This window comes from Collinsella sp. CLA-ER-H5, assembly GCF_040092375.1.
Lineage (GTDB): Bacteria > Actinomycetota > Coriobacteriia > Coriobacteriales > Coriobacteriaceae > Collinsella.
On the sequence record NZ_JBBNLR010000011.1, the window covers coordinates 22,450 to 49,239 of the forward strand.

General features: G+C 61.2%; 26 protein-coding genes. All 26 read left to right on the top strand.

The features are described from left to right. The first annotated feature begins 36 nt into the window (after positions 1-36). The 26 genes from rpsP (at position 37) to AAAX31_RS05625 (ending at position 26,751) form a co-directional block, all read left to right on the top strand. Positions 37-378 (top strand): 30S ribosomal protein S16, encoded by a 342-nt coding sequence (gene rpsP, locus AAAX31_RS05500; RefSeq protein WP_022094749.1) that lies wholly within the window; start codon positions 37-39, stop codon positions 376-378. 42 nt (positions 379-420) lie between these two features. Then, positions 421-666: a KH domain-containing protein gene (locus AAAX31_RS05505; protein WP_171021534.1), complete on the top strand. Its 246-nt coding sequence runs from the start codon at positions 421-423 to the stop codon at positions 664-666. A gap of 4 nt (positions 667-670) precedes the next feature. After that, a complete protein-coding gene (rimM, locus tag AAAX31_RS05510; RefSeq protein WP_349076458.1) occupies positions 671-1,192 on the top strand; it encodes a ribosome maturation factor RimM in 522 nt (173 codons plus the stop codon). 10 nt (positions 1,193-1,202) lie between these two features. Further along, positions 1,203-1,961, top strand: a complete 759-nt coding sequence (gene trmD / locus AAAX31_RS05515; RefSeq protein WP_349076460.1) for a tRNA (guanosine(37)-N1)-methyltransferase TrmD — start codon at positions 1,203-1,205, stop codon at positions 1,959-1,961. Between the two features lie 2 nt (positions 1,962-1,963). Further along, positions 1,964-2,527: a signal peptidase I gene (gene lepB / locus AAAX31_RS05520; RefSeq protein ID WP_349076462.1), complete on the top strand. Its 564-nt coding sequence runs from the start codon at positions 1,964-1,966 to the stop codon at positions 2,525-2,527. A 59-nt stretch (positions 2,528-2,586) separates the two neighbouring features. Then, on the top strand, positions 2,587-3,498 hold the full coding sequence (locus AAAX31_RS05525; RefSeq protein WP_006236091.1) for a glycine--tRNA ligase subunit alpha: 912 nt from the start codon (positions 2,587-2,589) through the stop codon (positions 3,496-3,498). A 3-nt stretch (positions 3,499-3,501) separates the two neighbouring features. Further along, a complete protein-coding gene (gene glyS / locus AAAX31_RS05530; protein ID WP_349076464.1) occupies positions 3,502-5,598 on the top strand; it encodes a glycine--tRNA ligase subunit beta in 2,097 nt (698 codons plus the stop codon). A gap of 34 nt (positions 5,599-5,632) precedes the next feature. Further along, positions 5,633-6,508, top strand: a complete 876-nt coding sequence (locus AAAX31_RS05535) for a pyruvate, water dikinase regulatory protein (protein WP_349076466.1) — start codon at positions 5,633-5,635, stop codon at positions 6,506-6,508. Positions 6,509-6,834: 326 nt separating this feature from the next. Beyond that, the gene (ppdK, locus tag AAAX31_RS05540; RefSeq protein WP_349076468.1) at positions 6,835-9,585 is read left to right on the top strand and encodes a pyruvate, phosphate dikinase; all 2,751 of its coding nucleotides are present in this window, start codon (positions 6,835-6,837) and stop codon (positions 9,583-9,585) included. 211 nt (positions 9,586-9,796) lie between these two features. After that, entirely contained in the window at positions 9,797-10,138 is a 342-nt protein-coding gene (rplS, locus tag AAAX31_RS05545; protein ID WP_006236098.1) for a 50S ribosomal protein L19, read from the top strand. A 93-nt stretch (positions 10,139-10,231) separates the two neighbouring features. After that, positions 10,232-11,020: a ribonuclease HII gene (locus tag AAAX31_RS05550; protein WP_349076470.1), complete on the top strand. Its 789-nt coding sequence runs from the start codon at positions 10,232-10,234 to the stop codon at positions 11,018-11,020. A gap of 189 nt (positions 11,021-11,209) precedes the next feature. Then, entirely contained in the window at positions 11,210-11,695 is a 486-nt protein-coding gene (locus AAAX31_RS05555) for a YraN family protein (RefSeq protein ID WP_055309872.1), read from the top strand. Then, positions 11,695-13,218 (top strand): YifB family Mg chelatase-like AAA ATPase, encoded by a 1,524-nt coding sequence (locus AAAX31_RS05560; RefSeq protein WP_055309873.1) that lies wholly within the window; start codon positions 11,695-11,697, stop codon positions 13,216-13,218. Before AAAX31_RS05555 ends, AAAX31_RS05560 begins: the two co-directional genes overlap by 1 nt. Beyond that, positions 13,218-14,150, top strand: coding sequence for a DNA-processing protein DprA (locus tag AAAX31_RS05565; protein WP_349076471.1), 933 nt, complete (start codon positions 13,218-13,220; stop codon positions 14,148-14,150). Before AAAX31_RS05560 ends, AAAX31_RS05565 begins: the two co-directional genes overlap by 1 nt. Before the next feature lie 14 nt (positions 14,151-14,164). Next, positions 14,165-15,502: a methylenetetrahydrofolate--tRNA-(uracil(54)-C(5))-methyltransferase (FADH(2)-oxidizing) TrmFO gene (trmFO, locus tag AAAX31_RS05570; RefSeq protein WP_006236105.1), complete on the top strand. Its 1,338-nt coding sequence runs from the start codon at positions 14,165-14,167 to the stop codon at positions 15,500-15,502. A gap of 8 nt (positions 15,503-15,510) precedes the next feature. Further along, positions 15,511-16,419, top strand: coding sequence for a tyrosine recombinase XerC (locus AAAX31_RS05575; protein WP_229065285.1), 909 nt, complete (start codon positions 15,511-15,513; stop codon positions 16,417-16,419). A gap of 219 nt (positions 16,420-16,638) precedes the next feature. Next, positions 16,639-17,367, top strand: a complete 729-nt coding sequence (gene rpsB / locus AAAX31_RS05580; protein WP_006236109.1) for a 30S ribosomal protein S2 — start codon at positions 16,639-16,641, stop codon at positions 17,365-17,367. Positions 17,368-17,412: 45 nt separating this feature from the next. Then, entirely contained in the window at positions 17,413-18,282 is an 870-nt protein-coding gene (gene tsf / locus AAAX31_RS05585; protein WP_349076474.1) for a translation elongation factor Ts, read from the top strand. A gap of 117 nt (positions 18,283-18,399) precedes the next feature. Next, the gene (gene pyrH / locus AAAX31_RS05590; protein WP_349076476.1) at positions 18,400-19,122 is read left to right on the top strand and encodes a UMP kinase; all 723 of its coding nucleotides are present in this window, start codon (positions 18,400-18,402) and stop codon (positions 19,120-19,122) included. Positions 19,123-19,124: 2 nt separating this feature from the next. Then, complete coding sequence (gene frr / locus AAAX31_RS05595) at positions 19,125-19,661, top strand: ribosome recycling factor (RefSeq protein WP_006236112.1); 537 nt, start codon at positions 19,125-19,127, stop codon at positions 19,659-19,661. 1 nt (position 19,662) lies between these two features. Next, the gene (locus tag AAAX31_RS05600) at positions 19,663-20,457 is read left to right on the top strand and encodes an isoprenyl transferase (protein WP_055285137.1); all 795 of its coding nucleotides are present in this window, start codon (positions 19,663-19,665) and stop codon (positions 20,455-20,457) included. A gap of 2 nt (positions 20,458-20,459) precedes the next feature. Further along, complete coding sequence (locus AAAX31_RS05605; protein ID WP_349076478.1) at positions 20,460-21,359, top strand: phosphatidate cytidylyltransferase; 900 nt, start codon at positions 20,460-20,462, stop codon at positions 21,357-21,359. Beyond that, on the top strand, positions 21,359-22,546 hold the full coding sequence (gene dxr / locus AAAX31_RS05610) for a 1-deoxy-D-xylulose-5-phosphate reductoisomerase (protein ID WP_349076480.1): 1,188 nt from the start codon (positions 21,359-21,361) through the stop codon (positions 22,544-22,546). Before AAAX31_RS05605 ends, dxr begins: the two co-directional genes overlap by 1 nt. A 25-nt stretch (positions 22,547-22,571) precedes the next feature. Beyond that, the gene (locus AAAX31_RS05615) at positions 22,572-23,933 is read left to right on the top strand and encodes a M50 family metallopeptidase (protein WP_349076482.1); all 1,362 of its coding nucleotides are present in this window, start codon (positions 22,572-22,574) and stop codon (positions 23,931-23,933) included. Between the two features lie 13 nt (positions 23,934-23,946). Next, positions 23,947-25,029, top strand: coding sequence for a flavodoxin-dependent (E)-4-hydroxy-3-methylbut-2-enyl-diphosphate synthase (gene ispG / locus AAAX31_RS05620; RefSeq protein ID WP_349076484.1), 1,083 nt, complete (start codon positions 23,947-23,949; stop codon positions 25,027-25,029). Between the two features lie 12 nt (positions 25,030-25,041). After that, positions 25,042-26,751, top strand: coding sequence for a proline--tRNA ligase (locus AAAX31_RS05625; protein WP_349076513.1), 1,710 nt, complete (start codon positions 25,042-25,044; stop codon positions 26,749-26,751). Positions 26,752-26,790: the final 39 nt, after the last annotated feature.

Sequence of the window (26,790 nt, forward strand, 5' to 3'; positions counted from 1 at the left end):
TTGCAGCCTAAAGCTGCTTGGTTGGAGGAGTTTCCTTTGGCAGTCAAGATTCGCCTTGCTCGTCACGGCGCTAAGAAGCGTCCGTACTACCGTGTCGTCGTCGCCGATTCCCGCGCCCCGCGTGACGGTCGTATCATCGAGGAGGTTGGCCGCTACAACCCGATGACCGCCCCCAAGACCATCAACCTCGACCTCGAGAAGATCGCCGACTGGCAGTCCAAGGGCGCTCAGCTCACCGACGCCGTAGCCGCTCTGGTCAAGGCCGCCAACGAGGGCGAGAAGACCGAGACCGTCGTCAAGAAGTCCAAGAAGCAGCTCGCCAAAGAGGCCGAGGCCGCTAAGGCTGCCGCTGAGGCCGCTGAGGGCGCCGAGGAGTAAATCGTGCCTGAGGTTGACGCTGCACAGCTCGAGGGTGAGGCAATGCTCTCAGATCGCATCGCCGATCTCGTCGAATATCTCGTTGTTCAGATCGTCGACGACCCGGATTCCGTGAGCCTTGAGGTCATCGATGGTGATGACGCCTCTACGATTGAGGTTTCGGTCGCCGAGGATGACGTCGCTAAGGTCATCGGCCGTCGTGGCCGTACCATCAAGGCCATTCGCACGCTCGCCCGTGCACTGGCCGCTCGCCTCGACACTGCTGTCGAGGTAGAGGTTCTGGGCTAGGACCTTGAGGTCCCAGTACAAAAACATCGCCCGTGTGGTCAAGTCGCACGGAAGGAAGGGGGAGGTCCTCGCGCAGCCGCTGCGGGGGCTTCCTTCTGTATTGACGCCGGGTATGCGTGTTGCCTTGACGCCACCGGCGCTCAAACGCGACCGTTTTTGCACGGTCGTGTCCGTCACCGATACGGGCGATGGCGATCTGGTCTCGTTTGAGGGCATTGACGACTTGACGGCCGCCGAGGGCATCATCGGATGCTACGTGCTGGCAAATCGTGACGATTTTGAGCTCGATTCGCTCGACGCCGCCTATACCGACCTGATGGGTCGCGAGGTGGTCGACGAGCACTTCGGTTCACTCGGCACGATCGTCGAGATCATGTCGACGCCCGCTAACGATGTTTGGGTTGTCGAGGGCGATCGGTACGGCGAGGTACTGATTCCCGTGATCGAGCAGGTTGTGCTCGATCTTCCCGACACAGGAACAATTTCCGTCCACGTTATGGACGGCCTGATCGATATGGACAAGTAGGGAGGACAACATGCTGATTGAGACCCTTTCGGTCTTTCCCGAGATGTTTGAGCCCGTCATGTCCACATCGATTTTGGGCCGCGCCCGCAAGGCCGGCCTTTTTGATTTTAAGGCGTATAACCTGCGCGACTGGACGCACGACCGTCATCGTACCGTCGATGACGAGCCGTACGGCGGCGGGCAGGGCATGCTCATGAAGGTCGAGCCTATCGCCGAGGCCATCGAGGCCATTAGCGCGGAGGGCCCTCGGCCGACGGTGGTGTTCTTCACCCCGTGCGGCGAGCCCTTTACGCAGCATGTGGCCGAGCGCCTGCTCAAAAGCGAGCGCCTGCTGTTTGTGTGCAGCCGTTACGAGGGTGTCGACGAGCGTGCCTATGCGTATGCCGACGAGCGCCTGTCGATCGGCGATTACGTGCTCACGGGCGGCGAGCTTCCCGCTATGGTCGTTGCCGATGCCGTCGTACGCCTGATTCCCGGCGCCCTTGGTGACGAGATGAGCAACGTCGACGAGTCGTTCTCGACCGCCGAGGACGGAGGCCTGCTCGAGTATGCGCAGTACACCCGCCCCGCCGAGTTCAACGGCGAGGGCGTGCCGCCGGTGCTCGTGAGTGGCGACCACGCCAAGGTTGACGCTTGGCGCCGCAAGAACGCCATCGAGCGCACCTGCCGCTGGCGTCCCGACTTGATCGAGACTGCGCGGCTCACGCCCGAGGAGCGCGCTTACGCGCAGGAGATCCTTGACGCTTCGTATTCGCAGAGCGAGGAGTGAGTATGGTTCCATCGCAGCATTCCGCGTTGAGGGGCGCTTTTGAGTGGATCGCGGTCATCGCGATCGCGCTTGTGGCCACCTTCCTGATCCGCACCTTTGTGGTCGAGCCCTTTGTGGTGCCCACCGGTTCTATGGAGGACACGATTGAGATTGGCGACCAGATCCTGGCGCAAAAGGTGAGCCTCGAGCTCGGTCAGCCCGTCAAGCAGGGCGATATCGTGGTGTTTCACAACCCCGACGGCACCTCCGAGCATGATATTCTTGTCAAGCGCGTTATTGCCACGGCCGGCCAGACGGTCGACCTGCAGGACGGCAAGGTGGTCGTTGACGGCCAAGCGCTCGACGAGGACTATACGGCGGGCATGAGCTGGCCGCTTTCGGTCCAAGCGCCCGGCGTCCAGGTGAGCTATCCCTACACCGTCCCCGACGGGTGTGTGTGGGTGATGGGCGACAACCGAGAGAACTCAGCCGACTCCCGCTATTTTGGGCCGGTCGACCGCTCCGACTTAATGGCCGTTGCACTCGTTCGCTACTGGCCGCTCAACCGCATCGGCGCTATCGACTAAAAACCGCTATAGTACAGTACCTAACCGTGTAATCGTTTCGACGAGGGGATATTAGAGGCATGAACGCTTCATCGCTTTCCTTCCAAGACATCATCCTGCGCCTCCAGCAGTACTGGGGCGAGCAGGGCTGCGTCATTATGCAGCCCTATGACTCCGAGGTCGGTGCCGGTACCTTCCATACCGCGACCACGCTGCGCTCGCTCGGTCCCGCCGAGTGGCGCACCTGCTATGCGCAGCCCTGCCGCCGTCCCGCCGACGGCCGCTACGGCGAGAACCCTAACCGCATGCAGCACTACTATCAGTTCCAGGTGCTCATCAAGCCCTCACCGGTCAACGCACAGGAGCTCTACCTGGGGTCTCTTGCCGCCATTGGCCTGGACCCCAACGACCATGACGTTCGCTTTGTCGAGGACGACTGGGAGAGCCCGACCCTGGGCGCCTGGGGCCTTGGCTGGGAGGTCTGGCTCAACGGTATGGAGGTCACGCAGTTTACGTACTTCCAGCAGGTGGGCGGTATCGAGGTCGACCCCGTGCCCGTCGAGATCACCTATGGCCTGGAGCGTATCGCCATGTATGCCCAGGGCGTCAACTCCGTTTACGACCTGGTGTGGAGCTACCTGCCCGACGGTACGCCCATGACCTATGGCGACGTGTTCCTCGAGAACGAGCGCGAGTTCAGTGCCTATAACTTTGAGGTCGCCAACGTCGAGATGATGCGTCAGAAGTTTGACGACTACGAGGCCGAGTGCCATTCCTGCCTGGAGCGCAAGCTGCCGCTGCCCGCATACGACTGCGTCATGAAGTGCAGCCACGCTTTCAATCTGCTCGATGCCCGCGGCGCGCTGTCCGCGGTCGAGCGTGCCAATTACATCCTGCGCGTCCGCGCCGTCGCCAAGGCGTGCTGCGAGGCCTATATGGCCGAGGTCGCCGGAGTCAACGAGAATGCCGACCAGGAAGGCGAGGTGGCGTAAGCCATGGCAGACGCTAAGGATTTCCTGTTTGAGATCGGTACGGAGGAAATGCCCTCCGCGCCGCTGAACAATGCCGTCAAGCAGCTTGGCACCATGATCGCCAAGGGTCTCGACGAGGCCGGTCTGGCCCACGGCGAGGTCCGCGTGATCTCGAGCCCGCGTCGCCTGGCTGCGCTCGTTGCCGACGTCGCCACCGCGACCGATGAGGTTCACGAGGTCAAGCGTGGCCCTGCGGCCAACATCGCCTTCGACGCTGACGGAAACGCCACCAAGGCCGCCCAGGGCTTCGCCCGCAAATGCGGTGTGGCTGCCGAGGACCTGGTCCGTCGCGAGGACACCGACGGCCGTGAGTACGTCTTTGCCGAGAAGAACATTCCTTCCGCTCCGGCTACTCCGATCCTGACGGCCCTGTGCGAGAAGACCATCGCCGGCCTGCAGTGGCCCAACTACCGTAGTCAGCGCTGGGGCCACGAGCACGCCACCTTCGTGCGCCCGGTCCGCTGGATCTGCTGCCTTTTGGGCGAGGATGTTGTGCCCGTGTCGTTTGCCGACGTGACGAGCGGCAACACCACGCGCGGCCATCGCGTGCTTGGCCCCGGTGACCACGTTGTCGCTAGCCCCGCCGCCTACGAGCAGGTGCTCGAGGACGCCGGCGTGCTTTCTGCCGAGCGCCGTCGCGAGGTGATTCTCGCCGGTATCGCCGAGGTTGAGGCTGCCCGTCCTGGCTGCCATGTCGATACGCCCAAGAAGGTCTTCGAGGAGGTCATCAACCTCTGCGAGTGGCCGACGGTGCTCGTCGGTACCTTCGATGAGGAGTTCCTCAAGGTCCCGCACGAGATCATCTGCGAGTCCATGCTCACCAACCAGCGCTACTTCCCGATCTATGACGGCGAGGGCAAGCTGACGCGTGAGTTCGTGGTCGTTTCCAATAGCAAGCCCGAGAACGCCGAGCGCGTGATCGACGGCAACGAGCGCGTCGTGCGTGCCCGTCTGGACGACGCTAAGTTCTTCTACGAGGAGGACCTGAAGATCTCCCTCGACGAGTTCCGTGAGCGCCTGGCCAAGGTCGCCTTCCAGGAGAAGCTCGGCAGCGTGCTCGCCAAGTCCGAGCGCATTGAGCAGCTCGCGCTCGCTATTGCCCGCGAGGCTCATCTGGGCGCCCATCTTGCCGCCGACGCCGCTCGCGCCGCGCACCTGTGCAAGGCCGACCTGGTGTCCAACGCCGTCGTCGAGTTCACGGGCCAGCAGGGCGTGATGGGCGGTTACTACGCCACCGCGATGGGGGAGAACGACGAGGTCGCCCACGCCATTCGCGATCATTATCGTCCCCGCTTTGCCGGTGACGAGCTGCCCGAGGGCACCGCTGGCTGCATCGTGGCCTGCGCCGACAAGCTCGATACCATCGCCGGTATCTTTGCCATCGGCGAGCCCCCGACCGGCTCCTCCGATCCCTACGCGCTGCGTCGTGCCGCTATCGGTATCATCAACATTCTGCGCGACCGTCTGCCGATCGACCCCACGTCGCTGATTGACTTTGCTCTGCAGCTTTACAGCGAGCAGGGCATTGAGTTCGACGCCGCCGAGGTCGCCCAGCAGGTTCGTGACTTCTTCCATGGCCGCCTGGTGAGCATGGCCCGCGACGAAAAGATCCCGGCCGATACCGTTGCCGCCGTCTCCGCGGTGCACATTATCGCCCCGTCCGTCTTCTTCGCCCGCTGCGCCGCCCTCGACGAGGCCCGCAAGAATGATGCCGAGACCTTTGACAACCTGGCTACCGCCTATGCCCGTGCCGCGCACATCTCCAAGCCCGAGCTGGGTGCGGAGTACGACCGCAGCCTGATGGGCGAGGTCGAGCTCGCGCTCGCCGACGCCTCCGAGGCTGCTCAGACCGCTGTCGATGCCGCCCTTGCTGCCGAGGACTACCCGGCCGCATTTGCCGCCCTCGCCGCCCTGCGCGCGCCCATCGACCGTTTCTTCGATGAGGTCATGGTCATGGACAAGGACGAGCAGCTTCGCGATAATCGCCTTAAGCTGCTCAACCGCTTCGAGGCCGTTTTCTCCGGCATCGCCAACATCGGTGAGCTTGCCCGCAAAAAGTAAGCCAGCCTGCGCATAAGCGCAAAAGGAGCCCCGCATGGATTGCCCGGTCACCGCTCGTCCCACCGTCATCGTTATCTCCGACTCGCTCGGCGATACCGCTTGTGAGGTGGTGCTTGCGGCGTCCGGGCAATTTGATGAAGGGGCTTTTCGCGTTTTGCGTCTGCCTAAGGTGACCTCTGTGGAGCAGGTCAAGTCATTTGTGGGGCCGCGCGTCGATGCGGACCATCGCGATATTGCCGTGTTCCACACCATTGTCGATCCGGCGCTTCGCGCCCGCGTGCTCGATTACCTGGGTATGCTGCATATCCGTTCGGTCGACCTGATCGGCCCGACGCTTGCCGTGCTGTCGGCGCTCATCGGTGTACCGCCCAAGGGCGTTGCGGGCGTGATTCACAAGACCGATGACCGCTATTTCCATCGTATCGAGGCCATGGAGTATTTCGTTGAGCACGATGACGGTCGTGGTTGCGACGATCTGTCGGGTGCCGATATCGTGCTGCTGGGTGTGTCGCGTACATCCAAGACGCCGCTGTCGATGTATTTAGCCTATCAGGGCTACAAGGTCGCCAATGTCCCATTGGCGCATGGCATGGAGCCGCCCAAGTCGATTTACGAGGTCGACCCGATGCGCCTGTTCGGCCTGATTTCGACCGTCGATATGATTTCCGAAATTCGCGATAGCCGCTTGGGCGATGACTACGCCCGTGCCGTTGCCGGCTCCTATGCCGAGCCCGAGAGCGTGCGTAGTGAGCTTGCGGAAGCCCGCGCGCTCATGAAACGCCTGGGCTGCTTTGTAGTGCGTACCGACGGCAAAGCCATCGAGGAAAGCGCTGCCGAGATCATTGCTCACCTCGAAGAGATTCAAGAGGCAAGAGCCCGCCGTGCCGCCCGCCGCGCTCAACAAAAGTAGCTCACTTGGGACAAGGTTGTTTGGGTAGCTAATTTGGGACGGGGCTCTTTTAGCTACCCAAAGAGAATACTTGAAAATAATGCTGATAAATGGTAAAGCGATTTAGCAAAAACATCGCATACTACCTGCATTTTCCTTGTAGTGGTATCTTCATAAGGTAACCACCTTTACCTACCGTTTACCGCCGGTTTTAGCACGTTTACCAAACCGCGCACCCTCTGCTCAAGCCTGTCCAAAACCCGCCGTATAGTTCCCTCACGGCCCGCATCCGGCGGGTCGATTCGTTACCACGGTCGTGCGCGTGAGCGCATGGAAGGGGAAGTATCGTGAGCGATTGCAAGAGGGTTTACCGTTTTGGCACCGACGCCCAAGGCACTTGTGTGACTGAGGGCGACAAGTCCATGAACTTTGTGCTTGGCGGCAAGGGCGCGAACCTTGCCGAGATGAGCCGTATCGGCCTGCCAGTTCCCGGCGGCTTTACCATTACCTGCCAGACCTGTGTCGAGTATTCCGGTGCCGGCAACGTGTGGCCTGATGGTGCACTCGATGAGATCGTTGCCGCCGAGGCAGACCTCGAGGCTCGCTGCGGCAAGAAGCTCGGTGACGCCAACGACCCGCTGCTCGTATCGGTGCGCTCGGGTGCTCCGTTCTCCATGCCCGGTATGATGGACACGGTTCTCAACCTGGGTCTCAACGACGATTCCGTTCAGGGTCTCATTGCCCAGACGCAAAACCCGCGTTTTGCCTGGGATAGCTACCGCCGCTTTATCCAGATGTTCTCCAACGTCGTCATGGGCGTCGATGCCGACCTGTTCGAGAACGCCCTGACCCAGGCTCGTCTGGTCGCCGGCGTTCGCGTCGATTCCGAGCTTTCGGCCGAGGATCTGCAAGAGCTCGTCGAGACCTTCAAGGGCCTCTTCTCCGAGAACGTCGAGGCCGCCCTGTACCCCGAGCTCGAGGTTGTCGATGGCAAGCCCGTCTTCCCGCACGACCCGGAGCTCCAGTTACGCCTTGCCATCCAAGCCGTCTTTGGCAGCTGGATGAACGAGCGTGCGTGCATCTACCGCAAGCAGCATGCTATCTCCGACGAGCTCGGTACCGCCGTCAACGTGCAGGCCATGGCTTTTGGTAATAAGGGCGAGACCTCCGCGACCGGCGTTGCCTTTACGCGCAACCCGGCCGACGGCACTAAGGAGTTCTACGGCGACTTTCTGGTGAACGCCCAGGGCGAGGACGTTGTCGCCGGCATCCGCAACACCGAGCCCATCGCCGACCTCAAGACCACCCCGGGCCTCGAGTCTGCAGGTGAGGAGCTCGAGCGCGTGTTCCTGACGCTCGAGGATCACTATCGCGATATGTGCGATATCGAGTTCACCATCGAGCAGGGTAAGCTCTGGATGCTCCAGACTCGCGTGGGCAAGCGCACCGCTACCGCCGCCCTGCGTATCGCCATCGAGATGGTCGAGGAAGGCCTGATCACCCGTGAGGAGGCCGTGAGCCGCATCGACCCCGCACAGCTCGACCAGCTCCTGCACCCGCAGTTCGACGCCTCCAAGAAGTACGAGGCGCTGGCTAGCGGTCTGAACGCCAGCCCCGGTGCCGCCGTGGGCGAGGTCGTGTTCTCGAGCGATGACGCCGTTGCACGTTCCGCCGAGGGGCATAAAGTCATTTTGGTTCGCTGGGAGACCAACCCCGACGACCTGAAGGGTATGGTTGCCGCCGAGGGTATCTTGACGAGCCATGGTGGCAAGACGAGCCACGCCGCCGTTATCGCGCGCGGCATGGGTACGCCCTGCGTCTGCGGTGTCGAGCGCTTCCGCATCGACGCCGCCGAGAAGGTCGTGCGCATCGAGGGCAGCGACCGCGTGCTGCACGAGGGCGATGTCATCTCCATCGACGGCACCCAGGGCATCGTCGTCGATGGCGCCGTCGATCTGGTTTCGGCCGAGCTCACTGGCGACCTGGACACCATCTTGTCCTGGGCCGACGAGATCCGTCTGGACGAGACCGACGGTCACGCCAACCATGTACGCGTCAACGCCGACAACCCCGAGGATGCCGCGCTCGCGCTCGAGTTTGGCGCCGAGGCCATCGGCCTGTGCCGTACCGAGCACATGTTCCTGGGCGATCGCAAGAACATCATCCAGAGCTTTATCCTGTCCGACGATGAGGCCGTGAAGCAGCAGGCCCTGGTCGATCTGCTCAAGGTTCAGACCGAGGACTTCCTGGCGATGTTCAAGACCATGTCTGGCCGCGATGTGGTCGTCCGCCTGCTCGATCCGCCGCTGCATGAGTTCCTGGATGATCCTCGCGAGCTCGAGGTCGCCATCACCAAGAAGGAAGCCGCTGGCGCCAGCGAGGAAGAGCTTGCCGCCCTGCGTGCCCGCCTGCGTCGTATCGACGGCATGGTCGAGTCCAACCCGATGCTGGGCTTGCGCGGCGTGCGCCTGTCCGTCGTCTTTGGCGATCTGCCACTCATGCAGGTCCGCGCCGTCGCCATGGCTGCCGCCCACCTTATCAAGGAAGGCGTCGATCCGCGCCCCGAGATCATGGTTCCGCTCGTCTCCATCACGGCCGAGCATGTCCAGACCCGCGAGGTCATTGAGCACGTAATCGCCGAGGTATCCGCCGAGGAGGGCGTCGAGCTCAACATTCCCGTGGGCACGATGCTCGAGTTGCCGCGCGCCTGCATGGTCGCTGACGAAATCGCCCAGCACGCAGATTTCTTCTGCTTTGGCACCAACGACCTCACCCAGACGACCTTCGGCTTCTCGCGCGACGATGCCGAGGCCAAGTTCATTCCGCTGTACCTGCACAAGAAGATCCTGAAGGACAACCCCTTCGAGACCATCGACTCGGCGGTGCTGGAGCTCGTGCGCATGGCTGTCGAGAAGGGTCGCGCCACCAATCCCGGCATGCACTTTGGCGTGTGCGGTGAGCACGGCGGCGACCCCAAGTCGATCAAGGGCCTGTTTAACGTGGCCGACGTGGACTACGTGTCCTGCTCGCCCTATCGCGTGCCCCTCGCGCGCCTGGCTGCCGCTCAGGCCAGGCTCGAGGCCAAGCGCAACGCCTAGCGCTCTGCGCATCGACGCCTAGCGTAGCCCCCCCCTCATACCGCCCGTCTCATTCGTGAGGCGGGCGGTTATCATGTGCGGGTTTTGTCTTTTTGTCTGCGTAAAAAATTGTTCTTGCAGCAGAAACCCGCGCGTGTATACTCGAATACGTTTGTTCAACTACGTGCCGGCCAAGGTGGTACGGCACCTCTAGAAGAGTAAGGAATTGCACATGGATTACATCCGCGCAATCGAGCGTCAGCAGATCCGCGAGGACATTCCTCAGGTTCGCGTCGCCGACAACGTCAAGGTTCATTACCGCATTAAGGAAGGCGACCGCGAGCGCATCCAGGTCTTCCAGGGCGACGTCATCCGCATGGCCGGCGCCGGTGCCCGCGAGACCTTCACCGTCCGCAAGATGTCCTTCGGTGTCGGTGTTGAGCGTACCTTCCCGCTTCACAGCCCCAAGATCGCCAAGCTCGAGGTCGTTCGCCATGGTCGCGTCCGTCGCGCCAAGCTGTACTACCTCCGCGACAAGGTGGGCAAGGCTGCTCGCATCCCCGAGAAGCGCTAAGAAGATCGCAGCGTCTGTCCACTCGTTTGGACACAAGGGTCACCTTCGGGTGGCCCTTCTTTTTATCTGATTTGCATGCAAGGAGGGCCTGGTATGGCCAACATGACGAGCTCGGTTTCGGCATCGCAGGTTGCCGGTGAGTTGGCGAGCGCTACGTTTGAGGAGATTCCCGCCCTCGTAGAGCATTATCGCGAGGACCCGCGCCAGCAGGTGATCAAGGCTTGTGAGCGCGCCCTCAAACGCCATGCCAAAGAGCTTGCCGAGCGCGAGCGCGTCAATGACATGTACGAGCTTATGCATGAGCTTGGCGGCGATGGGGTGGTCGTTGGTGTCGACGAGGTGGGTCGCGGATCGGTGGCCGGCCCTTTGACGGTATGCGCTGTCTGTCTTCCTATGGAGCCGCGCGTCTGGGGTATCAACGATTCCAAAAAGCTCACGCCCGCGCGCCGCGAGTTGCTCTCAGTGAAGATTGCCGAGGTGGCGACGGCGATCGGTTTTTGCCATATCGTGCCGAAGGATATCGATGAGATGGGCATGGCCCGTGCTATCCGTGCCGCCGTTGCGGGCGCCGTGGCTGATACGGGACTTGAACCCGACTGCGTCCTCATGGATGGCAACCCCTTGGGCGCCGTTCCTAACGAGCGCGATGTGGTGAAGGGCGATGCCAAAATCGCCTGCATCGCCGCGGCGTCCATCATGGCCAAGGTCACGCGTGACGAGATGATGGTCGAGTACGACGCCGAGTACCCCGAGTACCATCTGGCCGAGTCGAAGGGCTATGCGAGCCCCGAGCACATCGAGGCCATTCGCAAACATGGACTTTGTCCGCTGCACCGCGTGAGCTTTTGCGGAAACTTTCTGCAGACTGAGCGCCTTTTCTAGGTCAATTGTGGAGACAGGGACCTCTGGGGTTTTATAAACCTGCTGGTAGCGGGCCGTATGCAACACCATTGCTGCGTACGGCCCGTTTTTTGACGGCATTTGGTCAGCTTTTGGTTTGCTTCCGGTACTTACCCGCATGAAAGGTGCTCTCATCATCGGGGCAATGCAGTGTGCGGGAAAGGAGACCCCATGAGTGCCGCAAGCAAAAAGAGTAAGACGCAGCAGCTCAAGGAGTGTTGGGAAAACGGCAAGCTCGACTGCGGGGCGATGACGCCCGAGTTTATCAAGGGACTCAGTCCTCGCGAGCTGGGCATGCTGGGCGAGCTGATCACCATCGACTACTTTAACGAGCGCGGCTACACCTTGCTGGAGCAGGGTTATCGTTGCACCGAGGGCGAGGCCGACCTGGTGCTGCTCGATGAGCTCGACGATGTCGTGGTGATGGCCGAGGTCAAGACCAGACGCGTTGCGCTGGATTGCAGCACGCGGGTCTTTCCCGAGGAGGCCGTGGACGCCCAAAAGCAACGTCGCTACCGCCGCATCGCAAGTTGCTATCTCATGGAGCATTATCCGCTCAAGGCGATTCGCTTCGATGCCGTGGGCGTTACCATTCGCGGCGGGCATATCGCCGAGATCGAGCACCAGTACAACGCGTTCGATTGGCAGGTGTCGTGATGGCGTTCGAGACGTTTGCCGTTCACGCGGCCTGCATCCGCGGCGTCGAGGCGATTCCCGTCACGGTCGAGGTCTCGCTTGCCGGCGGCGTTCCGGGCATCCAGATGCTCGGCATACCGAGTATGGAGGTGATGGAGTCGCGCGGTCGTATTCGCTGCGCGATGCGCTCCGCCGGGTTCGAGATCCCGCGCTCGGGCATTACGGTCAATCTGGCGCCCGGCGATATCCGCAAGACCGGTAGCGGCTTTGATCTGCCCATCGCCATCGCGGTATTGGCGGCCGATGGGCAGATTCCCCGCGACAACCTCGATCGTTGTCTTATCGCTGGTGAGCTTGGCTTGGACGGTACGGTGCTTCCTGTCAAGGGCGAGGTGGCGTTTCAGTTATTGGCGCGTGATTTGGGGCTGTCCTTTATCGCCGGCAGGTCAGACCAGCATGTGCCACTCGCGGGCGTGGATTGCGGATTCATCGATCATTTGTCTCAGCTTGCTCATGGTATGGGCGATGCCGCGCGGCACTACTTGGATTCCGAGGGCGTCGAAGCGACCTTTGAGCCTGAGCTCGACTATGCCGACGTGCTGGGGCAGGAAGTCGCTAAACGCGGCATGGCGCTTGCGGCGGCAGGAGAACTCGGCTTGCTCATGATCGGGTCTCCGGGATCGGGCAAGACGATGCTCGCACGCCGTATGACCGGCATCCTGCCCGAGCTTTCCGTTGAGGATCAGCAGGAGGCACTGTGCATCCATTCGGTTTTGGGTGAGAACATTGATGGCTTGTTGGCGGGGCACCGCCCCTTCCGCAGTCCCCACCACAGTATTTCGACCGCAGGCCTTATCGGCGGCGGGCGCCCGGTGCACCCGGGTGAGATCAGCCTTGCTCATGGCGGCGTGCTCTTTTTGGACGAGCTTGCCGAGTTTCCCACTGGCGTGCTGCAGACGCTGCGTCAGCCCATCGAGCGCGGCTACGTGAGGATCGTACGCGTCGACGGGGCTTTTACCTTCCCGTCGCGCTTTCAGCTGCTGGCTGCGAGCAATCCCTGCCCCTGCGGCTTTTTGGGCGATCGCGAGGTGCCGTGTCGCTGCTCGGCGGCGATGGTCGAGCGCTATCGGTCTAAACTGCGCGGTCCTTTGGCCGACCGTATCGACATGATGATCGATGTGACCCGTCCCGACCCTCAAGTGATTATCGAGGGTGCGGAGGGCATGTCGTCGGCCGAGTTACGTGACTACGTTGTGCGCGGTCGCGCCTTTCGCGCTTGGCGCGAATCCCGCATGGACGATGCGGATGCCGAGGCCGAGGATGACGAGACACGGTCCATTGACGGCGTCGTTTCGACCTTTGAGCTCGATGATGCGGCGGAGAAGTGTGTGCTCGGCCTGTCGAAGCGCACGCATCTCACAGGGCGTGGCATCGTGCGCCTTGTTCGCATTGCGCGCACGATCGCAGATGTCGCCGAGAGCGAGCAGGTGACGCAGGACCACGTGCTCGAGGCGGCGATGTACCAGGGAAGGAGGGACCAATGATGGCTGAGGGGACCTTCGAGCTGCATCCAGGTGACGCGTTGTATCCCGAGACCGTTTTGGAGCTTTCTGATGTACCTCAGACGCTCTATGTGCGCGGCAACCCCGAGGCGCTTTCGACGCCCGCGCTCTCCATCATCGGTGCGCGAAAGGCCTCGCCGTATGGTCTTGCCGTGGCAGAGCTTGCGGCGAAGGTGGCGGTTGAGGCGGGAGTGACGGTAGTTTCGGGCGGTGCGGTCGGTTGTGACCAGGCCTCGGGTTGGGCTGCGGTCAACGCCGGCGGCAAACACGTTGTGGTGCTGGGGACGGGCGCCGACGTGGTCTACCCGCGTTCGAGCGCGGGGCTGATTACGCGCACGCTTGATACGGGTGGCGCGGTCGTGTCGATCTCTCCGTGGGGCATGGGTCCGCGCAAGTTCGCCTTTCCGCGCCGCAATCGCGTAATCGCGGCCCTGTCGCAAGCCCTCTTTGTATCCGAGGCGGGTATGCCTTCTGGGACGTTTTCCACAGCCGAGGCTGCTATGGATTTGGGGCGCGAACTTCTTGCCGTGCCGGGGTCGATCCTATCGCCCGAGTCGCGTGGCACGAATTACCTCATTGCGAACGGTGCCTGCTGCATCGTCGACGAGGAATCTATCGAGATGGCTATCTCACGCATCTACGGAACCCTGCGCTACTCGCGCCCCGATGCTCCCGGCATTGCCGACCTGGATCCAATGCAGCAGACCGTGATGCATGCGCTCATCGCCTCTCCGCTCAAGGTCGACGACATCGCGGCGCTCGTCTCGCTCGATGCTGTCGGCGTACTCAAACTCTTGGGTTCGCTTGAACTCGAGGGTCTTATCGAGCGCATGATGGATGGAAGGTATGCGCCCTCCAAGTTTGCCCTTCACGCCCAGACACCCTTCGGTCACAATGGAAAACGTGTCAATTAGAAAGGTGTTTGCAGATGCAGTTCGATCAGGTGACAGTTATCGGTGGCGGTCTGGCGGGTTCGGAGTGCGCGATCCAGCTGGCAGATCGCGGTTTTGCCGTAAAGCTGTGCGAGATGCGCCCCCAGGTGAGCTCCCCGGCTCACCATACCGATCACCTGGCAGAGCTCGTCTGCTCGAATTCGTTTAAGTCGACCCGTCCGGATTCCGCGGCTGGTTTGCTGAAGGCCGAGCTTGAGCGCATGGGTTCAGTCCTGCTCGATTGCGCCCATCGCGCGGCTGTTCCCGCCGGTGGCGCCTTGGCGGTCGACCGCGTCAAGTTTTCCGAGCTTGTCGAGGCTGAGGTTGCCGCTCGTCCCAATATCGAGGTCGTGCACGGTGAGGTCACACAGATTCCCGAGGGTCACGTGGTCATTGCCGCGGGCCCGCTGTGTTCACCGGCGCTGAGCGAAGAGGTTATGAAGCTCGTCGGTGGCGATGCCCTGGCATTCTTTGATGCGGCGGCGCCGATCGTCGATGCCTCCACGCTCGATATGGACGTGCTGTTCTCGCAGTCGCGCTACGAGGAGCAGGGGAGCGGCGACTATCTCAACGCTCCGCTCAACAAGGAGGAGTACGAGGCCTTTATCGAGGCGCTTACCACGGCCGACCGCGTGGTGCTCAAAGACTTTGAGGGCGGCGATCTGTTCCAAGCCTGCCAGCCTGCCGAGGAAGTTGCGCGCACCGGCAAGGACGCCATTCGCTTTGGCGCCATGAAGCCCGTCGGCCTCACCGACCCGCGTACCGGACGTCGCCCCTGGGCGGCGATTCAGCTGCGTGCCGAGAACAAGGAGAAGACCGCCTATAACCTGGTGGGCTTCCAGACCAACTTGACCTTTGGCGAGCAGAAGCGCGTCTTCCATATGGTGCCGGGCCTGGAGAACGCTGAGTTCTTCCGCTACGGTGTCATGCACCGCAATACCTTTGTCGACGCCCCTCACGTGCTCGATAGCACCTTTGCCGTGCCCGGTACCGGCGTGCGCCTGGCCGGTCAGATCACCGGCACCGAGGGGTACATGGAAGCCGTGGCGACAGGTCTGCTCGCGGCGCTCAACACCTATGCCGAGGCTATCGGTGCCGCGGGCGTCGAGTTGCCGCGTGTGGGCGCCCTGGGTGCGCTCGTGGGCTATGCGACCGATCCTGCCACCGTGGGCTATCAGCCTATGCATGTCAACTTTGGCCTGGTGCCGCCACTCGAGGATGGTAAGCGCCGCAGCAAACGCGACCGCTATCAGGCTTATGCGGATCGCGCCCTCGAGGCCCTTGATGCCTACTTGGCCACGCGCTCCGACTTGTTTGGAGGCGACCGGTCATAGCCTTTGACCTGTACGACACCGTCGACTCGTTTATCGCCTATATCGCACGTGTTGAGGGACTTTCTCCCAACACGGTGACGGCCTATGGCTCGAGACTGGAGCGCTTTGCTGTCTGGTGCGAGCGCGAGAATATTGATGCTTTCGCTGCCGACGTGCGCACCATTCGTCGCTATCTTGCCGAGCTTTCGCGTGAGCAGGTGGCTCCCCGAACGCTTGCGGCGCACCTGTCGGCTATTCGATCTCTCTATCGCTGGATGGCTGCCGAGGGGATTGTCGAGGGCGATGCGGTCTCGGCGATCGCATCGCCCAAGCTGCCACGTGACCTGCCGGGCGTCCTTACGACCCAGCAGGTTGAGGCGCTGCTCAAGACGCCTGATACCTCGACGCCCGCGGGACTGCGCGATGCGGCGATGCTTGAGTTGCTCTATGCCTCCGGCGCGCGAATCTCGGAGCTCGCGGCGCTCAACGTGGAGTCTATTGGTTGGTCCGAGCGAACGCTGCGACTTTGGGGCAAGGGGAGCAAGGAGCGTATCGTCCCTCTGTATCGTCGCGCACTCGAGGCGACGCGTCTCTATATTGAGGAGGGGAGGCCGGAGTTGCTCGCTCAGGCAAAGCGCCGTGACCCCGCTACCGGGCCGCATCCGCTGCTTATATCGGCGCGCGGCAATCGCATGAGTGCCGCCATGCTCAGGCGGCGGTTCCATACGCTGGCGACGCTCGCCGGCATTCCGGCCGACATTGCCCCGCATGCGATGCGCCATACCTTTGCGACCGATTTGCTCGAGGGCGGTGCGGACCTGCGCTCGGTTCAAGAGCTGCTAGGTCATGCGAGCCTGTCCACGACGCAGATCTACACGCATCTCACGCCCGATCGGCTCAAACGTGCCGTGGCTCAAGCCCATCCCCGCGGCGAATAGTGGCTGGGACGTCCCGCGCCGCACTCAGGTGTGTGGTTTTGATTGCGGGTTGGCAGGAAGATGCATTCCTGCTATCATTCATCGGGTTGCTTCACGGCAACATGTTTTTATCACGCACGCGCGGCTACTTCATACCGTGGTGCCCGGGCTTTGGTAGCACATGTCCGGGTTGGTTTTGGAGGATGACCCCGCGCGGAGGCAAACCACAGGAGGTTTAACATGGCTACCAAGATTAATATCCGCACCCTGCTCGAGGCCGGCTGCCACTTCGGTCACCAGACCCGTCGCTGGAACCCCAAGATGAAGCCGTTCATCTTCGGTGAGCGCAACGGCATCTACATCCTCGACCTCAAGCAGACCATCCTCGACGCCGACCAGGCCTACACCTTCGTCAAGAACGTCGCCAAGGGCGGCAACGTGCTGTTCGTCGGCACCAAGAAGCAGGCTCAGGAGGCCGTCAAGAACGCTGCTGAGCGCGCCAACATGCCTTACATCAACCAGCGTTGGCTCGGCGGCATGCTGACCAACTTCGTCACCATCCGCTCCCGCATCAACCGCATGGAGGAGCTCGAGGCCATGGTCGAGGACGGACGCATGGCTGTTCTGCCCAAGAAGGAGCAGGCTGTTCTCGGCAAGGAGCTCACCAAGCTCCAGACCAACCTCGGTGGCGCCCGCGACATGAAGGGTCTGCCCCAGGCTCTCTTCGTCATCGACACCAAGCGCGAGGAGAACGCCATCAAGGAGGCCCAGCGCCTGAACATCCCCGTCGTCGCTCTGATCGACACCAACTCCGATCCCGACGAGGTCGAGTACGGCATCCCCTGCAACGATGACGCTATCTCCGCTGTCACCCTTATGTGCGAGCTCATGGCTGACGCCTGCCTCGCTGGCTCCGGCAAGGAGCAGGTCTCCGAGGCCGAGATGGCCGCTGAGCCCAAGGCCGAGTAAATCAGTCTTAGTTAATTCTTTTTCATCTCTTTGAAAGGAACCACAATGGCCCAGATTACCGCCGCTATGGTCAAGCAGCTCCGCGAGATGACCGACTCCCCGATGATGGAGTGCAAGAAGGCTCTCGTCGAGGCTGACGGCGACATGGACGCCGCTGTCGACGTTCTGCGTAAGAACGGCCTTGCCAAGGCTGCCAAGAAGGCTGGCCGTGAGACCAACGAGGGCGCTGTCGCCGCGTTCGTCTCCGAGGATGGCAAGACCGGCGCTCTGCTCGAGCTCTCCTGCGAGACCGACTTCGTTGGCTCCAACGCCAAGTTCACTGGCTTTGCTTCCAAGGTCGCTGAGGTTGTCGCTACCACCGAGCCTGCTGACGTCGACGCTCTGCTCGAGAAGCCGATGGGTGAGGAGACCGTTTCCTCCGAGCTCACCGAGATGATTCACATCATGGGCGAGAACATGAAGATCTCCCGCTTCGCTGCCCGCAAGGCCGAGAACGGCGCGCTCGCTTCTTACATCCACATGGGTGGTAAGATCGGCGTCCTCGTCGAGTTCGCCTTCGAGAAGGCCGAGACCGCTCAGACTGAGTCCTTCAAGACCTTCGCTCACGACGTTGCCCTTCAGGTTGCCGCCGTCGCCCCGATCTGCGCTACCCGCGATCAGGTTCCGGCCGAGACCGTCGAGCACGAGAAGCAGATCTACATGGCCCAGGCTGCCGAGTCCGGCAAGCCCGAGGCTATTCAGGAGAAGATGGCTGTCGGCCGTCTGGAGAAGTTCTACAAGCAGTCCGTGCTCACCGAGCAGGAGTTCATCAAGGACAGCTCCCTCACCATCAAGAAGTACGCTGAGCAGGTCTCCAAGGAGCTCAGCGACACCATTACCGTCGTTGCCTTTGACCGTCTGGTCCGTGGCGAGTAAATAAGCTTTTGTAGCTGGTAATGAGCAGGCTGTGGGTTTTACTCACAGCCTGCTTTTTCATGGCTCTTATCAGAGCCTTTGATATCATATTGAGAGTCTAATTAAAGGAGGATCGCTTTGTCCGACATCCGATTTAAACGCGTGCTTCTTAAGCTTTCCGGCGAAGCACTGATGGGCGACGGCCAATATGGCATCGACCCCAAGGTTACCGACCATCTTGCCAAGCAGGTCAAGGAGCTGCTAGCCGTTGGCCATGAGGTCGGCGTCGTTGTCGGCGGCGGCAATATTTTCCGCGGCATGGCCGGCGCTGCCGGTGGCATGGAGCGTGCTCAGGCCGACTACATGGGCATGCTGGCTACCGTTATGAACGCGCTCGCCCTGCAGGATGCCTTCGAGCATAACGATGTTCCCTGCCGCGTGATGAGCGCTATCCAGATGAACGAGATCTGCGAGCCCTATATTCGCCGTCGCGCCATCAACCACCTTTCCAAGGGCAACGTCGTTATTTTTGCCGCCGGTTCGGGCAATCCGTACTTTACGACCGACACCGCCGCGGCTCTTCGTGCGTGCGAGATCGGCGCCGAGATTCTGATTAAAGCCACCAAGGTTGACGGCATCTACGACAAAGATCCCGTCAAGTGCGCCGACGCCGTCCGTTTTGACAAGATTACCTATCACGAGGTTCTCGTCCGCGGTCTGCAGGTTATGGATTCCACGGCTACGGCACTGTGCCAGGACAACCGTATGCCGATTTTGGTCCTCAACATCGATGGCGAGGACACCGTCAAGCGCGCGCTTTCGGGTGAGCCCGTCGGCACGCTCGTCTATCAGGAGGATTAAGCATGGCAGAGAACATCACCGCCCATATGGACAAGTCGCTCGAGTCCCTCAAGCATAACTTCTCCAAGGTTCGTACCGGCCGCGCCAATGCCAACATTCTGTCCGACATCACCGTCGATTATTACGGTGTTCCCACGCCGGTCACGCAGGTTGCCGCCGTCAAGACCCCTGAGGCCCACATGCTGCTCATCGAGCCGTGGGACAAGGCACTCATCAATGCTATCGTCAAGGCTATCGGCGCTTCCGATCTGGGTATTACCCCCAACTCCGATGGCACCGTCGTTCGTCTTCCGTTCCCGGCTCCCACTGAGGAGCGCCGTCGCGAGCTCGTCAAGGAGTGCCGCGAGTACGCCGAGCAGGCCAAGGTGTCTATCCGTAACATCCGTCGCGACTTCAACAACAAGCTCGAGCGCGATGAGGAGCTCACCGAGGACGATGTCCGTCGCGAGCAGGCCAAGGTCCAGAAGCACACCGATGAGTATGTCGCCAAGGTCGAGGAGCTTTTGAAGGAAAAAGAAGCCGAGGTCATGGAGATCTAAGGTGCAATACGACGAGCATAAACTGGTCGAGTACTTTGCCGACGCCCCTGCGGGCGTCGGTTTTTCCGACCTTGACCTCAATAACATTCCGCACCATATCTCGTGCATCATGGACGGCAACGGTCGTTGGGCCACGTCGCGCGGTCTTGCACGCACTGAGGGCCACAAGGCGGGTATCGTCTCGCTGCGCGAGATCATTACCGCCTGCGTGCGCCTGGGCGTCGACGTGCTTTCTGCCTATGCGTTTTCTACCGAAAACTGGAACCGCCCGCAGCATGAGGTCAACGTCTTGATGCACTTGTTTGCCAAGACGTTCATCGACGAGTTGCCGCTTCTGAAGCGCGAAAACGTGCGCGTTGTCTTTTTGGGTGATATTTCCGCGCTGCCCAAGAAGACCCGCGACGTTTTTGAACGCGGTCTTGCCGAGTGCGCCGATCACACCGGTATGACGCTGGCGCTTGCCGTCAACTACGGCGCGCGTGCCGAGATTACCCGCGCTGTCCGTCAGATTGCGCTCGACGTTGCCGCCGGTAAGATTGATCCTGCCGCAATTGATGACGACATGGTGGCTTCCCACCTCTATACCGCCGGCCTTCCCGATCCTGAGCTTGTGATTCGCACCTCTGGTGAGCTGCGCCTTTCGAACTATCTGCTGTGGCAGGTGGCTTATTCCGAGTTCTATGTCACCGATACCTATTGGCCCGACTTTGATCGTTGGGGCCTTGTCGACGCCATTTTGGCCTATCAGGGCCGTGACCGTAGGTTTGGTGGACTGAGCAAGACCGAGGAGGCTTAATCGTGTCCGATCGTCCCAAGGCATCTGCTCCCAAGACGCCTGCGCGCAAAGCTACCGCTGCGGGAGCGCCTACAGCGAAGAGCGGCACCGGTTCGTGGCTGGCGGGCTTTATTACCCGTGCCGCCGCGGGTATCGTCTACGCCGTTGTCTTTATCCTGTGTCTGGTTTTGGGTATCGTGCCCACTGCCATCTTTGTTTCCGTCATGAGCGGTCTGTGCTGCTATGAGTTTTTCCGTATGACAAGGCTCGATGGCAAGATGGCTAACGAGCGCATGGGCATCGCTGCCGCCGTGCTCTTTCCGCTGTCGGCGCTGGGCGATTCGATGCTGCTGAATGCCCTGCTTTTTGCCCTGATGCTCGCTGTGGGCATTTGGTATGTCTGGTCGCCGCGTACCCGCATCTCTGATGTGGCCGTGACGCTCATGGGTCCCATCTACACTGGCTTTATGCTGTCGGCTATCGTGCTGCTGCGCGATGCCGTGCCCGGTTTTGCCGGTGCCTTGCTTTCGGTGGGCGTTTGCGCGTCCCTTTGGGTCTCCGATTCGTTTGCCTACATCGTGGGCAGCCGTATCGGTAAGCACAAGATGGTTCCCAAGATCTCTCCCAAAAAGAGCTGGGAGGGGTTTGTCGGCGGCATCCTGGGCTCGGTTTTGATTTGGCTCATCCTGTGGGCGACGCATTTCTTCAAGCTCAGCCTGCCCTATGCGCTGCTGTGCGGCGTGGTCGTGTCCATTCTGGGCGTTATCGGCGACCTTATCGAATCGCGCATCAAGCGCGGTGTGGGCGTCAAAGATTCCGGCAACCTTATCCCGGGCCACGGCGGCATGCTCGATCGTAGCGATTCGCTTATCTTCGGCTGCATCACCGCGCAGCTGATGCTGATGATCGGAGGCGTGCTGTAATGTCATTCCAGACGACGTATGGCCCCGATGGACGCCTCCGTGTTGCCATCCTGGGTTGTACGGGCTCCATCGGCACCCAGGCGCTCGATGTGTGCCGCCAGCATGCCGATCGCCTGCAGGTGACGGCGCTGTCCGTTAACTCCAGTACCTCCGAGCTTGTTGCCGCTGCCCGCGAGTTCTCGGTTTCGGCGGTTGCCGTGGCCGATGTCGCTCATGGCGATGACGCCGTGCTGCAGGAGTTGCCCGAGGGAACGAAGCTCGGCGTTGGCGCGCAGGCGGTTTGCGAGCTCGCGCGTCGCGACGATGTCGACTGCGTACTCGTCGCTATTGTGGGTGCCGCCGGTCTCGAGGCGAGCCATGCGGCCTTGACCTCAAATAAGCGCCTTGCCCTTGCCAACAAGGAGTCCCTCGTCGTCGGTGGCGACTTGCTTATGCCGTTGGCGCAACCGGGCCAGCTTATTCCAGTCGACTCTGAGCACTCCGCCATCTTCCAGTGCTATCTGGGGGAGAACCCACGCGAGGCTCATTGTATTTGGCTCACCTGCTCGGGCGGTCCGTTTTTTGGCCGCACGCGCGACGAGCTCGACCGCGTGACGCGTGCCGATGCCCTCGCACATCCCACGTGGGCCATGGGCGCCAAGATCACCATCGACTCCGCCACCCTCATGAACAAGGGCCTGGAGCGCATTGAGGCCATGCATCTGTTTAACTGCGACCTCGATTTCATTAACGTGGTCGTGCAGCGTCAGTCCAAGATTCACTCTATGGTCGAGTTTGCCGACGGCTCCGTGATGGCGCATCTCGGTGCTTCCGACATGCGTATTCCCATCCAGTTCGCGTTCTCGTATCCCGAGCGTTGGGATACCCCGGCGCCTCGTATCGATTTCCGCGAGCTGGGGCAGCTCACGTTTGATGCTGCCGACATGGATACCTTCCGCTGTCTGGCACTGGCCGAACGTGCCGGCAAGACGGGTGGCACCATGCCGTGCGTGCTCAATGCCGCCAACGAGGTCGCCGTCGATGCTTTCCTGCACGATGGCTGCTGCTTTACTGATATCGATCGCATTGTGGAATCCTGCATGGATGCCCACGATAAGCAGGCGGTCGATTCGTTTGAGCAGCTTCGCGACATCGATGCGTGGGCGCGTGAAAAGGCTGCGCAGGTGCTCGCCGCAACCCGTTCCTAACCCATAAGGATTGCTTTTTCGTTTTATGGATACTGTTCTGAGCGTTCTCTCATCGGTCTTTTGGGGCCTGTTGATGCTTTCCGTCCTCGTGTTTTTGCACGAGGGCGGCCACTTTTTGGCGGCACGTGCCTGCGGCGTCCGTGTGACCGAGTTCTTTTTGGGCTTGCCGTGCCGCTTTGACATCCATTACACGTCACGTCGCATTGGAACCAAGTTTGGCGTGACCCCGCTGCTGCTGGGTGGCTACGCTGCCATCTGCGGTATGGATCCGACCGACGTCTCGTGTGCCGATCGCGTGCTCGCGGCTATCTATCGTCATGGTCGCGTGACCGTGGCCGACCTTGCTGTCGAGCTCGAGCTATCCGAGGAGGTTGTGCTCGAGGCATGCGCCTTGCTCTTGGGTTGGGGCTCTATCGCGCCTTGGTATGAGGAAGGGGAGAAGCCCTCGCCGAGCTACTATCCCACCAGGTATCAGACGCTGCCGCGAGACGCGGCGGGTTACACCACCTTTGACGGCCGCCGGTTCGATCGAGAGCATGCGACTGCCGAGGGCGATGTGTGGGAGCTGCCGTGCGGCGAAGCCGAGTTCCTTGCGCAAGAGCGTTCGCATACCTATCTGGGCCAGGGTTTTCTCAAGCGCGCCTTTATGCTGCTCGCGGGCATTCTCGTCAATATCCTGACGGGCTTTTTGCTGCTTATGAGCATCTACTCTATTGCGGGTGTCACCGTGCCGATGGATACCAACGTGATCGGTCAGGTTGACGAGGGGTCTATTGCCGCCAAGGCGGGTATCGAGGGCGGCGACGCGATCCTTTCGGTTGACGGAGTATCGTGCGCTACCTGGATGGACGTTTACGATGCCATCGGCAAGGCCGCCGGTAAGGACGATATCGCCATTGAGTATGAGCGCGACGGCAAGCAGCATTCGACCTCGGTTGCGCTCAAAGAGGACGAGCGCCTAGGTGTGTATGCCTCTACGCAGGTGGTCCGTTTAGACCCCATCACGTCGGCTCGCCTGTCGTTCTCCTATGTCGTGCGGACAGCGGAGGGCGTGATGCGCCTGCTCCAGCCGCAGCATACGATGGAGATTCTCGATCAGTCTTCTTCGATCGTGGGCATTAGCGTTATGTCCTCACAGGCTGCTGCTGCCGGCCCTGCCACGTTCCTTTCGTTTGCCGCCCTCATTTCGTTCTCGCTTGGCTTTATGAACCTGTTGCCCATCCCACCACTCGATGGCGGCAAGCTGGTCATCGAGATCATTCAAAAGTTTGCGGGTCGCGAGCTGCCACTCAAGGTGCAGACGATTGTGAGCTATGTTGGCATCGCGCTCTTTGCACTGCTATTTGTCTATATGCTTCGTTCCGACGTCCTTCGATTTATTTTGTAGGGGAGTGTTTGGATTGTCTTTAACCCATCCTTTGCCGCGCGAGTTGACGCGCCCCGTGCATGTGGGCGGTGTGCAGATCGGTGGCGGCGCGCCGGTGGTGGTCCAATCCATGACCTGCACCGATACCGCTGACGCCCAGGCAACGCTTGCGCAAGTGTGCGCGTTGGCGCAGGCTGGCTGCGATATCGTGCGCGTGAGCGTGCCCACCGAGGCCGCGCTTGAGGGTTTCCGCACCATCTGTGCCGAGTCTCCGGTGCCGATCGTCGCCGATATTCACTTTAACCATAAGCTCGCCATCGGCGCCGTCGAGGCTGGTGCCGCCAAGCTTCGCATCAATCCCGGCAATATCGGCGATTGGGCTAAGGTCGATGCCGTCATCGACGCCGCCGGCGCTGCGGGCTGTGCGATTCGCATCGGTGTCAACGCCGGCTCACTCGAGCAGGATATCGCTGAGCGCGACGAGCTTACGCAGCCCGAGAAGCTCGTGATGTCGAGCGAGCGTTTCGTCAAGCACTTTGAGGACCGCGGTTTTACGAACATTGTGCTTTCGGCCAAGGCCCATAGCGTGCAAACGACGCTTGATACCTATCGAGCCCTGTCGCGTGAGATTCCCCACGTTCCGCTTCACCTGGGCGTGACGGAGGCGGGGACCAAGCTCCAGGGCACCATCAAGAGCTCTGTAGGCTTGGGTATCTTGCTTTTCGAAGGCATTGGCGACACCATGCGTGTGTCGCTCACAGCCGATCCGGTTGAGGAGCCGCCGGTTGCCTGGGGAATTTTGCAGTCGCTGGGCCTGCGTCGCCGTGGTCCCGAGATTGTCTCGTGTCCCACGTGCGCTCGTTGCCAGGTCAACCTCATTCCCATCGCCGAGGAGGTTACCGAGCGACTGAAGAACTATTCCGCGCCGCTTTCCATCGCCGTGATGGGATGTGCCGTTAATGGCCCCGGCGAGGCTTCCGACGCCGACTTGGGCGTGGCCTGTGGACGAGGTCAGGGCCTGCTCTTTTCGCATGGCCAGATCATTGGTAAAGTAGCTGAGGATCAAATTGTCGACGCGCTCATGGCCGAGGTCGACAAGCTTATTGAGGAGAAGTAAATGACTCGAGCAATGTATATGTCTAAGCTTTACGCGCCGACGCTCAAAGAGGATCCGGCGGACGCCGAGCTTGCGAGCCACCGTCTGCTGCTTCGCGCCGGCATGATCCGCAAGGAGGCCGCCGGCCTGTATTCCTATCTGCCGCTCGCATGGCGCTCGATCCGCAAGATCGAGAACATCGTGCGCGACGAGATGGATGCCGCCGGTGCCCAGGAGCTCATGATGCCTATCATGGTCGATGCCGAGCTGTGGCGTGAGTCCGGCCGTATCGATGTCTATGGCAAGGAGCTCGTGCGCTTCGATGACCGTCACGGCCGTGAGTTCGTGCTGGGCCCCACCCACGAGGAGACTGTCACCGCCCTGGTGCGCAATGAACTGCGCTCCTATAAGCAGCTTCCCGTCAACCTCTACCACATCCAGGACAAGTTCCGTGACGAGTTCCGTCCCCGCTTTGGCCTGATGCGCGGTCGCGAGTTCATCATGAAGGACGCCTACAGCTTCTCCGCCACGCAGGAGAGCCTGCAGGAGGAGTACGACAAGATGAAGCAGGCCTATGCCAACATTTGCGAGCGCTGCTACATCAAGGCCCTGCCCGTTGTCGCCGACTCCGGCGAGATCGGTGGCGATACCTCCGTCGAGTATATGGCTTTGGCCGACGCCGGCGAGGCTTCGCTCGTCTACTGCGACGATTGCGGCTTCGCTGCCGACGATGAGGCCGCAAGCACCAAGGTCGTTGTGACCGAGGGTCCTGGCGACGGTACGCTCACCAAGGTCAAGACTCCGGGCATGGGCACCATCGAGGCCGTTGCAAAGTTCTTTGGCTTCCCCGAGAACGGCACGCGCAAGTCCTTGGCTCTCATCGATGCCGAGGGCAAGCCAGTCGTGGCCATTGTCCCGGGCGATCATGAGCTCAATGACTGCAAGGCCGAGCATGTCTTTGGCAAGGGTTATCGCATGATGACCGATGAGGAGCTCCAGACCTACGGTCTGCATAAGGGCTTTATCGGACCGGTTAACTTGCCCGAGGGCATTCGTCTGGTCTGCGACGAGAGCCTGCGCGAGTCCAAGCAGTGGGCCTGCGGTGCCAACGAGGTCGACTATCACTTTACCGGTGCCTGCCCCGAGCGCGACTTTACCGTCGACGAGTGGGCTGATCTGGTCACCGTTGTCGCCGGCGACCCCTGCCCGCACTGCGGCAAGCCGCTCTCTGCTGCCCGTGGCATCGAGGTCTCTCAGGTCTTCCAGCTGGGCACCAAGTATTCCGAGGCCATGGGTGCCACCTTTATGGATGAGGACGGTAAGGAGAAGCCGCTCATCATGGGTTGCTACGGCGTTGGTGTGTCCCGCTCGCTCGCTGCCGTCGTGGAGCAGCACAACGACGAGCACGGCATCGTCTGGCCGGTCTCCGTTGCCCCGTACGAGGTCGCGGTGATTCCGCTCGATCCCAAGAAGGAGGAGTGCGCTATCGTCTGCGAGCAGATCGTTGATGGCCTGTGCGCCGAGGGTATCGAGGTTGTCGTCGACGACCGCGACGAGCGTCCCGGCTTTAAGTTTGCCGACAACGATCTTATGGGCTTCCCGTATCAGGTCGTTCTGGGTAAGCGTGGCCTTAAGAATGGCACCGTTGAGCTCAAGGACCGTGCCACGGGTGAGCGCGAGGATGTGGCGATCGACGAGGTCGTCGCCAAGGTCGCCGAGCTTGTGAAGGCAGCACGCCGTTAATCGACGATTTCACTTGTAGTTCGATATACGGGACGGCCC